Genomic DNA, 11271 nt, shown 5'->3' with positions numbered 1-11271 from the left:
GATTGGCGAAATTCGGCGAAAATGGGTGGCTTTTTCAGGCTGAGTCGGCATAAAAACCGCCCTCGGGCCGGTGTTTTTTCGCGTTCAATTTGTCGCCTAACCTCGCAATGTGTAGAATGCATATCCCTTTTTTGCCGTCACCGCTTTCCTGACGCCATTAGCCTTCTGTAAGTCTCTGAATTTCAAGAGGAAAGGTTTTGATGCAGCAGAACTCAACGCTGGTGCGGGGGCTCACTGAGCCCGGAGAATTCCGGGACAACTGTGGTTTTGGTCTGATTGCCCATATGGAGGGCAACGCCAGCCACGAGCTTTTGCAAACCGCCATCGAAGCACTGACATGTATGACTCACCGGGGCGGCATTAATGCCGACGGAAAAACCGGTGATGGCTGCGGTCTGTTGCTCAAGAAACCCGATTCTTTCTTCCGCAAGGTCGCGGAAGCGCAATCCATTACGCTGCCGGACAACTACGGCGTGGGGATGATCTTCACCCACCCGGACGCGGACCAGGCCGCGCAGCAGAAAGCCGCCATTGATGCGGCCCTGGACGCCCAGGGCGTGCAGGTGCTGGGCTGGCGCGAAGTGCCCACCGATGATGCCTGTCTCGGTGATCTGGCCCGCGCCTCCCTGCCGGGCTTCTGGCAGGTGCTGGTGGCTGCGGAGGGCAACTCCGAGCAGGAATTGAACCGTCGCCTGTTCTTTGCCCGCCGCCACGCGGAAAAGGCCATCGACAGCGATGGCTACTTCTATGTGTGTTCCCTGTCCGCCTCGGTGATCTCCTATAAAGGGCTGATGATGCCGGTGGATCTGCCGGCCTTCTTCCCGGATCTGGGTGATGAGGCCATGGAAACCGCCATCGTGGTCTTCCATCAGCGCTTCTCCACCAACACCCTGCCGCAGTGGCCGCTGGCCCAGCCGTTCCGTTACCTGGCCCACAACGGTGAAATCAATACCGTTCAGGGCAACCGTAACTGGGCGCTGGCCCGGGAAAACAAGTTCCAGAACGATCTGCTGCCGGGGCTTGAAGAGCTCAGCCCGCTGGTCAACCGCACCGGTTCCGACTCCTCCAGCATGGATAACATGCTGGAGGTGCTGCTCGCCGGTGGCATGGACCTGTTCCGCGCCGTGCGCATGATGATTCCGCCGGCCTGGCAGAACGTGGAAACCATGGACGCGGACCTGCGCGCCTTCTACGAATACAACTCCATGCACATGGAGCCGTGGGATGGTCCCGCCGGCCTGGTAATGACCGATGGCCGCTACGCCGTGTGTATGCTCGACCGTAACGGTCTGCGCCCGGCTCGCTGGGTGGTGACCAAGAACGGCTTTATTACCCTGGCCTCCGAAATCGGCGTCTACGGCTACAAGCCGGAAGACGTGGTGGCCAAGGGCCGTGTCGGACCGGGCCAGATTCTGGCCGTGGATACCGAAACCGGTGAGGTACTGCACACCAAGGACATCGATAACCGTCTGAAAGTGCGCCACCCCTACCGCGACTGGCTGAAGCGCAATGCCCTGCGCATCGAAGCGGATTACGACCACGAAGTGGAGCGTACCGACGAGGTGGACCCGCAGGATCTGCTCAGCTACCAGAAATTCTTCCAGATCAGCTTTGAAGAGCGCGATCAGGTGCTGCGCCCGCTGGCCGAATCCGGCCAGGAAGCCACCGGCTCCATGGGGGACGATACGCCCATGGCGGTGCTGTCCAAGCGTGAGCGCCCGCTGTACGACTACTTCCGCCAGCAATTTGCCCAGGTGACCAACCCGCCCATCGACCCGCTGCGTGAAGCGATCGTCATGAGCCTGGAAACCTGCGTGGGCGCCGAGCGCAATGTGTTCGAGGAAACCGCGGACCACGCCGACCGGGCGATTCTGTCCACCCCGGTGCTGTCCCACTCCAAGTTCACCAACCTGCTGAACATTGACCGGCCGGGCTACGATGTGGCCAAGCTGAGCCTGCACTATGCGCCGGAAAAAGGCCTCAAGCAGGCGGTGCTGGACCTGTGCCAGCAGGCCGAGACGGCGGTTCGTGACGGCAAGGTGGTGCTGGTGCTGTCCGACCACGGCATTGCCCAGAACCAGCTGACCATCCATGCGCTGATGGCCACCGGTGCGGTGCACCATTACCTCACCGAGAAAGGCCTGCGCTCGGACGCCAACATCATCGTGGAAACCGCCACCGCGCGCGATTCCCACCACTTTGCCGTGCTGTTCGGCTTTGGTGCCACCGCGGTCTACCCGTACCTGGCCTACGACGTGATCGCCGATATGGTGCGCTCCGGCGAGCTGCTGGGCGACGCGGTGGAGCTGCAGAAGAACTTCCGCAAGGGCATCAACAAGGGCCTGATGAAGATCCTCTCCAAGATGGGGATTTCCACCATTACCTCCTACCGCGGTGCCCAGCTGTTCGAAGCAGTGGGTATCGACCGCGAGGTGGTGGACCTGTGCTTCCGTGGCGTGCAGAGCCGTATCCAGGGCGCCGGCTTCGTCGATTTCGAAGCCGACCAGCAGAGCCTGGCCAAGGATGCCTGGAAACAGCGCAAGCCCATCGATGCCGGCGGCATTCTCAAGTACATCCATGGCAAGGAATATCACGCCTTCAACCCGGACGTGATTCATGCCCTGCATTGCGCCACCCAAGACAACGACTACACCGCGTACAAGGAGTACGCGGAGCTGGTCAACAAGCGTCCGGTGGCCACCCTGCGTGACCTGTTTGCGCTGCGCGATGACGTGCAGGGCATCAGCGTGGACGAGGTGGAACCCATCGAGGCGATCCTGCCGCGTTTCGACTCCGCTGGCATGTCCCTGGGGGCCCTGAGCCCGGAAGCCCACGAGGCCATCGCCACCGCCATGAACCGTCTGGGCGGTCGCTCCAACTCCGGTGAGGGCGGTGAAGACCCGGCCCGTTACGGCACCGAGCGTGTCTCCAAGATCAAGCAGATCGCCTCCGGGCGTTTCGGCGTGACCCCGCATTACCTGGTCAACGCCGAAGTGCTGCAGATCAAGGTGGCCCAGGGCGCCAAGCCCGGCGAGGGTGGCCAGCTGCCCGGTGGCAAGGTCAACGCGCTGATCGCGCGCCTGCGTCACTCGGTGCCCGGCGTGACCCTGATTTCTCCGCCGCCGCACCACGACATCTATTCCATTGAGGATCTGGCCCAGCTGATCTTTGACCTCAAGCAGGTCAACCCGGCGGCCCAGGTGTCCGTGAAACTGGTCTCCGAGCCCGGCGTCGGCACCGTGGCCTCCGGTGTGGCCAAAGCCTACGCGGACCTGATCACCATTTCCGGCTACGACGGCGGTACCGCGGCCAGCCCGCTGACCTCCATCCGCTACGCCGGCTCCCCCTGGGAGCTGGGCCTGGCGGAAGCGCACCAGGCGCTGCGTGGCAACGACCTGCGTGACAAGATCCGTCTGCAGACCGACGGTGGCCTGAAGACCGGCCTGGACGTGATCAAGGCCGCCATCCTGGGCGCCGAATCCTTCGGCTTCGGTACCGTGCCCATGGTGGTGCTGGGCTGTAAATACCTGCGTATCTGTCACCTGAACAACTGCGCCACCGGCGTTGCCACCCAGCGTGAGGATCTGCGCAAGGAGCACTTCATTGGTGCCCCGGATCTGCTGATCAACTACTTCACCTTCGTGGCCCAGGAAGTCCGTGAGCTGCTGGCCATGCTCGGCGTGAAGAGCATCCCCGAGCTGATCGGCCGTACCGATCTGCTCAAGGTGCTGGAAGGCGAAACCGCGCGCCAGGGCAAGCTGGATCTCACTCCGATCCTGCGCAACGACCTGGTGCCGGCGGACAAGCCCACCCACTGCCAGGTGAGCCGCAACGAACCGTTCGACAAGGCGGTGCTGAGCCAGAAGATGGTGGACGACATGCTCACTGCCATCGACAGCAAGTCCGGTGGTTCCTTCCACTACGAGATCACCAACTGTGATCGCTCCGTGGGGGCCCGCGTGTCCGGCGAGATTGCCAAGCGCCACGGCAACCTGGACATGGAAAGCGCGCCCATCAAGGTCCGCTTTACCGGTACCGCGGGCCAGAGCTTCGGTGTGTTCAACGCCGGCGGCCTGCACATGTACATCGAAGGCGATGCCAACGATTACGTGGGCAAGGGCATGGCCGGCGGCAAGCTGGTGATTCGTCCGCCCCAGGGCAGCCCGTTCAAGAGCCAGGAAACCGCCATTATCGGTAACACCTGTCTGTACGGTGCCACCGGCGGCAAGCTGTATGCGGCCGGCACCGCCGGCGAGCGTTTTGGCGTGCGTAACTCCGGCTGTCATGCCGTGGTGGAAGGCGCCGGCGATCACTGCTGTGAGTACATGACCGGCGGCAGCGTCACCGTGCTGGGCCGCACCGGCCACAACTTCGGTGCCGGCATGACCGGGGGCTTTGCCTTTGTACTGGACGAAGACAACGACTTCTTCGACCGCATCAATCCGGAGCTGATCGAACTGCATCGCATCAGTTCCGAAGCCACCGAGTCTCACCGCAGCCACCTGCGTGGTGTGATCAGCGATTACGTCAACGAGACCGGCAGCGAGTGGGGCCAGTACATTCTGGATAACTTTGATGCCATGAGCCGCAAGTTCTGGCTGGTGAAACCCAAGGCCGCAAGCCTGGAAAACCTGCTCAAGAGCACGCGTGCCAATCCGGCATAACGGGGGAGACCATGGCTGAACGTTTGAGTAACAACTTCCAGTTCCTGGATGTGCCCCGGCACGATCCGAAGAAAAAGGACATCGAAGACCGCAAGCACAAGTACGAGGAAATCTACCACCCGTTTGAAACCCGGGAAGTAGAGCACCAGGCGCACCGCTGCCTGCACTGCGGCAACCCGTACTGTGAATGGAAGTGCCCGGTCCACAACTACATTCCCAACTGGCTGAAACTGATCAGCGAAGGGAATCTGATGGAAGCGGTGGAGCTGTCTCACCAGACCAACTCCCTGCCGGAAGTCTGTGGCCGTGTCTGTCCGCAGGACCGTCTTTGTGAAGGCGCCTGTACCCTGAATGACGGCTTCGGCGCGGTCACCATCGGGGCCACCGAGAAGTACATCACCGACACGGCCCTGGCCATGGGCTGGCGTCCGGACATGTCCAAGGTGGTATGGACCGACAAGAAGGTCGCCGTGATCGGGGCCGGCCCGGCGGGTATCGGCTGTGCCGACGTGCTGGTGCGCAACGGCGTCAAGCCGGTGGTGTTCGATCGTTACCCGGAAATCGGTGGCCTGCTGACCTTCGGTATCCCCGAGTTCAAGCTGGAAAAGCCGGTCATGGCCAAGCGCCGTGAAGTGTTCGAAGGCATGGGCATCGAATTCCGCCTCAACACCGAGGTGGGCAAGGACATCACCATTGATGAACTGCTCAGCGAGTTCGACGCGGTCTTCATGGGCATGGGTACCTACACCTACATGAAGGGCGGCTTCCCCGGTGAAGATCTGGACGGCGTGCACGAAGCGCTGCCGTTCCTGGTGGCCAACGCCAACCGTAACCTGGGCTTCGAGAAGGACGCCGCTGACTTCATCGACATGAAAGGCAAGCGTGTGGTGGTGCTCGGTGGTGGTGATACCGCCATGGACTGTAACCGCACCTCCATTCGTCAGGGCGCCGACACCGTGATCTGTGCCTACCGCCGTGACGAAGAGAACATGCCGGGTTCGCGCAAGGAAGTGGCCAACGCCAAGGAAGAGGGCGTGCAGTTCCTGTTCAACCGTCAGCCCATCGAAGTGGTCGGCGAAGACGGCAAGGTGGTCGGCGTCAAGGTGGTGGAAACCAAACTGGGCGAGCCGGACAACAATGGCCGTCGTCGTCCCGAGCCGATTCCGGGCAGCGAGGAAATCCTGCCGGCGGACGCGGTGATCATCGCCTTCGGGTTCCGTCCCAGCCCGGCGGACTGGTTCGGTGCGCAGAACATCGGCACCGACGAAGCCGGCCGTGTACAGGCGCTGGAAGAGCAGGACTTCCCGTTCCAGACCAGCAACGAGAAGATCTTTGCCGGTGGCGACATGGTACGCGGCTCCGACCTGGTGGTAACCGCCATCTGGGAAGGGCGGGAAGCGGCCAAGGGCATCCTCGATTATCTGGATGTATAAACCCGGTCGGACGCCCAACGTCTGACGTCGCATGCAAAAAGGCCCGCAGCTGCGGGCCTTTTTGTTATGCGCTCCTCGGTACGAATAAGGTAAAGTTCAGGACTGTGTTATTTTTCAGGGCGCCAGACGTTGGGCGCCCGGCGTCAGACCTCAAGGATCAGCATGACTTTCGCGCCCCTGCAGAACGACCGTTTCCTCAAGGCCCTCAATCGCGAGGCCGTCGACCGCACCCCGGTATGGATGATGCGCCAGGCCGGGCGTTACCTGCCCGAGTACCGTGCCAGCCGGGAGAAGGCCGGCTCCTTCATGGACCTGTGTCAGAACGCGGAGCTGGCCTGCGAGGTGACTCTGCAGCCGCTGGAGCGTTATCCGATGGATGCCGCCATCCTGTTTTCCGACATTCTCACCATTCCCGATGCCATGGGCCTGGGGCTGTATTTTGAAACCGGTGAAGGGCCGAAATTCCGCAAGGTGGTGCGCACCGAGGCGGACGTGGCTGCCCTGCCGATTCCGGATGCGGAAACCGACCTGGGCTATGTGATGAAGGCGGTGAGTACCATTCGCGGCGCCCTCAATGGCCGGGTGCCGCTGATCGGCTTTTCCGGCAGCCCCTGGACCCTGGCGACCTACATGGTGGAAGGCGGCTCGAGCAAGGATTTCCGCCACCTCAAGGCGATGGTCTACAGCCAGCCGGAGCTGGCCCATGCGCTGCTCGACAAGCTGGCGCAGTCGGTCACGGCCTATCTCAATGCCCAGATTCGCCACGGCGCCCAGGCAGTACAGATCTTCGATACCTGGGGTGGCGCCCTGTCCGCCGAGGCGTATCGGGAATTTTCGCTGAAATACATGCAGCAGATCGTCGATGGTCTGATCCGTGATCACGAGGGGCGCAAGGTGCCGGTGATCCTGTTCACCAAGAACGGCGGTCTGTGGCTGGAAACCATGGCTGACAGCGGCTGCGATGCCCTGGGGCTGGACTGGACCATCAACATCGGTGAAGCCCGTCGCCGGGTAGGGGACCGGGTCGCCCTGCAGGGCAACATGGATCCGGCGGTCCTGTATGCCTCGCCCCGGGCGATTCGGGCCGAGGTCAAGCGGATACTGGATGACTTCGGTGATCACCCGGGGCACGTCTTCAATCTGGGGCACGGCATTACGCCCCAGGTGGACCCGGCCCATGCCGGTGTGTTTATCGACGCGGTGCAGGAGTTCAGTCAGCGCTAGGTCGTCAGCACGGGTGAAATCTCAGGGGGAAGGGATGCGCGTTGTCATTTTTATGCTGCTGCTGGTGCTGGGGGCGCCGTTGGCGGCCATGTCCCTGGGCATGGCCAAGGTGGAGCAGGCTGCCCCCGGGGAGAGCCAGCAGCAGGTTTGTGAGCGGGCCATGGCCGCCATGACCGAGGAATTACATAACAGCCTGCTCAGCGTGATTGCCGCCACCGGCGCCTATCAGGCCCGCCTGGAGGCCTACCGCAAACTGCATCGCAGCGAAGACGCGCTGCGCGATGCCTATCTCAGTGTGCTGCAGGATCAGAAGCCGGAACTGGAAGGGCGTCGCTGGAATGGGCAACGCTGCGTGCTGCGTGCCGATTATGACGGCGATATCGACCAACTGGCAGCACGTATCCCGGTCCCGGCGGTGAGTGAAGCCGCTGTGGTCAAAGACCGGGATGCCCCACCTCCGGGCGTGGATTCGCGCACCTGGGAGTTGTTCAGCACCTCCCGGGATCGCTCCGAGCTGGCCCGGGTGATGGGGGTGGTCAGCGGTATACGCATACGCATGGCCGAATTTTATATGCAGACCGGTAACTGGCCGGAGGATCTGCAGCAACTGGGCGTTGCCCCCGAGCAGCTGGTGGGGCCGGGGATCAAGCAGGCCGCCCTGTGGCGCGAGGGCATGTTGAAAGTGGACCTGGCGGGCCGGCTGGCGGGGCATCACCTCAATACCTGGCCGGTGGACTCGGGCGTGCGCGGTATCGAGTGGAAGTGTTCCACCGATGTGGAGCAGGGGCCGCAGCCCTTCTGCGAACCGCTCCACTAGCCGGCGCTTGTTACAGCGGTTCAGGCAGGTTCATGCCGGCGTTCAACTGCCGATCTTGCGCATCTGATAGACGTTGTGGGAAATGGCCACCACCTCGCCGTTGCTATCCTTCAGCTCCACATCCCACTCGAAATCACACTTGCCCTGTTCCTCGGTGGTCTTTTCGATACGGGCAATTTCTTCCTCGCTGAGCGTGATTTCCACGGTCACATCCGTGGTGGCCGGGCGACGGAAGCGGATCGACATGTCCTTGACGATGGGATAGAACTTCGAGGTATCGAAGGACGTCAGGTAAATGACGCCACCGGGTAGCTCGGCAATGGTGTACAGCGCGCCGGCATACATGATGCCCACATGGTTGATGTTGGGCTTGAACGGCATCAGCATCTTGCAGTAACCGCGGTCCACATCCAGGGTCTGGACTTCACAGCGCTCTACAAACGGGAAGGTCTTGTCGCTGGCGTTCTTGATCAGTGTCTTCTGTTGTTCTGTCAGTGCCATGGGCGTCTCCTTGATTTGCCAATGATGCTAGCAAAGGCTGGCCGCCGGGCTGCTGGCCGTTTCAATCAGTAGGCTGGTGCAATTGGTCATCAAGGTCGGCCGTCGCGCCGGCAACATCCCGGAACAGGGCGTCGCCGGCGCGTCACGATGATGATCAGTCGGTTTCGTTACCCTGGAAAATCTGGTCGGTCTTGGCCGCGCAGATGAAGTCGTTGCGGTGAAGTCCGTGGATCTTGTGGGTCCACCAGGTGACGGTGGTCTTGCCATATTCCGTGAGCAGGGCCGGGTGGTGGCCCTCCTCTTCGGCCAGTTCGCCAATCCGGTTGCTGAAGGCCAGGGCATCGACAAAGTTGCCGAACGGGAAGGCCCGTTGCAGCTTTTCGACGCCGTCTTCCTCCACAAGAATCCAGTCGGGGATGGCCTGACGCAGATCAGCCAGTTCCTGCTCGGTGACCCGCGGGGCATCCGCCCGGCAGGCCTCGCAGTGTTGTTGGTTCAGTTCAGTCATGGTCATCGTCCTGTCCGGCCTGGCGGCACTTATCAGGCTGTTTTCAACAGCCTGTTATTGCGCCGGCTCGCAAAGGCGAACCGGGTCGCCGCTGGTGCCGCCCGGCGCCATTTTCTTGAGAATGCGGCGCAGTTTCTCCAGATCCGTATCGTCGCGCACGTGGCCGGGGATTTCCATGCCATCAGCCATGCGCAGCAGTACCGCCTTCATCTTCTCGGGCATCAGTACCGGCTGGCGGTGTTGCAGCACGTAAATCAGGTCGCCGCGCTTGAACAGCAGGAAACCGTAGTAGTAGGTGCCATCGTCCACCTCGTTGTTGCCGGCCTGACTGGCGTCCACATTGATGCCGATGATGGCAAACAGGGCCCGGGGGTCGGCATCATCAAGAAACTCCCGGTAGGAGGCCTCGGCACTGGTAATCATCGGTGACTTGGCCACCACATCCCGCAGATAACTGTTGAGAGTCAGGTTCAGCAGGGTCAGGTCCGAGGCAAAGCGTGGCGCCTGCACCATGGGGCTGCTTTCGATCTGCAGGTAGTCAATACGGAACAGGCGGCCATTGCCGTCCCAGAAGGTGGTGGAGCCGCCATCGCGGTCACAGCGCTCATCGAGCACCACATGGCCCCGGAAGGTATTGATGCTCAGATCCAGCGCATAGGCGCCGGCCGGTGAGTAGTAATAGTCGCCCTTGCGTTCACCCTGCAGGCTCTGGCAGGCGGCCAGCAGCACGGCAACAATGAGCATCGCGGCAGGTTTGATTGTTTTCATTATTCGCCCCGGTTTTAAATTGCATACCGATCATAGCACACCGCAGCGCTGGCGCAGCTGTTGCCGCAGGGCCTCGTGATTATTTGAGAACCGGGGTGCCGCTGACCATGATGACGGTCTTGTGAGGCCGCTCTTTCTTGCTGTGCTGGTAGTGCCAGCTGGCCTTGCCGGGCTGGTTGTAGACCTTGGCCTGCAGCTCGGTGATCGGCTGGGTACAGGCCTTGCCCCTTGAGGCGGCCTGGTTGAAGGTCTGCAGCAGCTCGGCATTGACCGGCGCCTGCTTTTGCGCCACTGCCTCGCTGCACTGCTGGCCTTCGGCGCTGTTAAGGTAATTCACCGCCGGGGAAATCAGTACGGTCTGCTGGAACTCTCTCTGGCTGGCATCGGTGACATCAATGCACTGGGCCACCCAGTAGTAATAGCAGTCGTCGCTGAAGGCCGGCAGCGACAGGCATGCCAGCCAGGCAATCAGCAGGGGGCGTATCATGGGGAACACTCCTGTTGCTGGCGCTGCTGGCGGCCCGGTTCCCACTGCAGCAGGATGTTGTCGGTGATCAGGTGGTCGGGAATCCGGTGGCGGATCTGTGCGTGCAGGGTCGGCAGCTTGCTCCAGTGCAGCCCTGGCAGCATGTGGTGGGCGGTGTGATAACCCAGGTTCCAGGACGGCAGGTTATAGCGCTTGAGTTCCACATTGCGTGAGGCCTGGAAGTGGTCCTCGAAACCGGTGCCGGCATGCTGGCCATAGGTGTTGTCCAGCAGCATGAACAGCATGGCTACCATCGGCAGTACAAACAGGATCAGTGCATTGCGCGGGTCATGGAGCAGGGCCGCCACCAGTGGAATGTTAGCAAGCACCAACAAACGCAGGAAGCGTTGATAAAGAAGGCGATGCTGCTGGCCGATGCGGTGAATTTCCGGGTAGACCATCAATGTGTTGACCAGCACATAGCGCCAGCGCGGCATCAGGCTGCCGTCGGCCATCTGCCAGGGCGACGGGTCCTTGTGCGGGTCCAGGTAGAGTTTGTGGTGGCCGATATTGTGATGCAGCGTCCAGCTCAGCGGGCTGGTCCCGGTCTGCAGGTAAAGCACCACTTCGAACAGCCGGTTCAGCGGCCGGCGCACGAAGGTGTTGACGTGATGATGGTTGTGGCAGATGGCGCCACAGGAAACCTGCACCGGCAGCAGTGCCAGCATGGCCAGCCAGGTGGTCAGCCCGCTGGAAAAGAAATAGAGCCCGAGTTGAACGGCGAACACCGCTAACACCAGGGCGACGGCCGGTAAGTCCGCCCTATAGCGAAGTAATCTCATCGTCTCAGTCTACTACGAACAAAGGTTGAGTGTACGACGTAGGTAGAT

Annotated in this window: 9 protein-coding genes; 4 read left to right on the top strand and 5 right to left on the bottom strand. The window is 61.6% G+C overall.

Features of this window, described 5'->3' with window-relative positions; translation table 11 throughout:
• The first annotated feature begins 200 nt into the window (after positions 1 to 200).
• The 4 genes from gltB to A11A3_RS01370 all read left to right on the top strand — a co-directional run bounded on the left by gltB (position 201) and on the right by A11A3_RS01370 (position 8138).
• Positions 201 to 4664 (top strand): glutamate synthase large subunit, encoded by a 4464-nt coding sequence (gene gltB / locus A11A3_RS01385; RefSeq protein ID WP_008927468.1) that lies wholly within the window; start codon positions 201 to 203, stop codon positions 4662 to 4664.
• 11 nt (positions 4665 to 4675) lie between these two features.
• A complete protein-coding gene (locus tag A11A3_RS01380; protein ID WP_008927467.1) occupies positions 4676 to 6097 on the top strand; it encodes a glutamate synthase small subunit GltD family protein in 1422 nt (473 codons plus the stop codon).
• A 162-nt stretch (positions 6098 to 6259) separates the two neighbouring features.
• Positions 6260 to 7321: a uroporphyrinogen decarboxylase gene (gene hemE / locus A11A3_RS01375; protein WP_008927466.1), complete on the top strand. Its 1062-nt coding sequence runs from the start codon at positions 6260 to 6262 to the stop codon at positions 7319 to 7321.
• A gap of 34 nt (positions 7322 to 7355) precedes the next feature.
• Positions 7356 to 8138 (top strand): pilin, encoded by a 783-nt coding sequence (locus tag A11A3_RS01370; RefSeq protein ID WP_008927465.1) that lies wholly within the window; start codon positions 7356 to 7358, stop codon positions 8136 to 8138.
• A gap of 42 nt (positions 8139 to 8180) precedes the next feature.
• On the opposite strand, the gene A11A3_RS01365 is transcribed toward A11A3_RS01370, so the two are convergent.
• The 5 genes from A11A3_RS01365 to A11A3_RS01345 form a co-directional block, all read right to left on the bottom strand.
• On the bottom strand, positions 8181 to 8639 hold the full coding sequence (locus tag A11A3_RS01365) for a PaaI family thioesterase (protein WP_008927464.1): 459 nt from the start codon (positions 8637 to 8639) through the stop codon (positions 8181 to 8183).
• A 154-nt stretch (positions 8640 to 8793) separates the two neighbouring features.
• A complete protein-coding gene (locus A11A3_RS01360) occupies positions 8794 to 9147 on the bottom strand; it encodes a 4a-hydroxytetrahydrobiopterin dehydratase (RefSeq protein ID WP_008927463.1) in 354 nt (117 codons plus the stop codon).
• 54 nt (positions 9148 to 9201) lie between these two features.
• Complete coding sequence (locus tag A11A3_RS01355) at positions 9202 to 9915, bottom strand: hypothetical protein (RefSeq protein WP_008927462.1); 714 nt, start codon at positions 9913 to 9915, stop codon at positions 9202 to 9204.
• 79 nt (positions 9916 to 9994) lie between these two features.
• The gene (locus A11A3_RS01350; protein ID WP_008927461.1) at positions 9995 to 10402 is read right to left on the bottom strand and encodes a hypothetical protein; all 408 of its coding nucleotides are present in this window, start codon (positions 10400 to 10402) and stop codon (positions 9995 to 9997) included.
• On the bottom strand, positions 10399 to 11169 hold the full coding sequence (locus A11A3_RS01345) for a fatty acid desaturase family protein (RefSeq protein WP_008927460.1): 771 nt from the start codon (positions 11167 to 11169) through the stop codon (positions 10399 to 10401). The genes A11A3_RS01350 and A11A3_RS01345 overlap by 4 nt, the downstream gene beginning before the upstream one ends.
• Positions 11170 to 11271: the final 102 nt, after the last annotated feature.

The sequence above is a fragment of the Alcanivorax hongdengensis A-11-3 genome (genome assembly GCF_000300995.1).
GTDB lineage: Bacteria > Pseudomonadota > Gammaproteobacteria > Pseudomonadales > Alcanivoracaceae > Alcanivorax > Alcanivorax hongdengensis.
The sequence above is the reverse complement of the archived record's forward strand: the minus strand, read 5'-3'. Positions and strand labels throughout refer to the sequence as shown.

Excerpts from the sequence above, each read along its gene's own strand:
- A11A3_RS01355 (WP_008927462.1), bottom strand. The coding sequence starts at position 9,915 with ATGAAAACAATCAAACCTGCCGCGATGCTCATTGTTGCCGTGCTGCTG.
- A11A3_RS01350 (WP_008927461.1), bottom strand. The coding sequence starts at position 10,402 with ATGATACGCCCCCTGCTGATTGCCTGGCTGGCATGCCTGTCGCTGCCG.
- gltB (WP_008927468.1), top strand. The coding sequence starts at position 201 with ATGCAGCAGAACTCAACGCTGGTGCGGGGGCTCACTGAGCCCGGAGAA.
- A11A3_RS01380 (WP_008927467.1), top strand. The coding sequence starts at position 4,676 with ATGGCTGAACGTTTGAGTAACAACTTCCAGTTCCTGGATGTGCCCCGG.
- A11A3_RS01365 (WP_008927464.1), bottom strand. The coding sequence starts at position 8,639 with ATGGCACTGACAGAACAACAGAAGACACTGATCAAGAACGCCAGCGAC.
- A11A3_RS01370 (WP_008927465.1), top strand. The coding sequence starts at position 7,356 with ATGCGCGTTGTCATTTTTATGCTGCTGCTGGTGCTGGGGGCGCCGTTG.
- hemE (WP_008927466.1), top strand. The coding sequence starts at position 6,260 with ATGACTTTCGCGCCCCTGCAGAACGACCGTTTCCTCAAGGCCCTCAAT.
- A11A3_RS01360 (WP_008927463.1), bottom strand. The coding sequence starts at position 9,147 with ATGACTGAACTGAACCAACAACACTGCGAGGCCTGCCGGGCGGATGCC.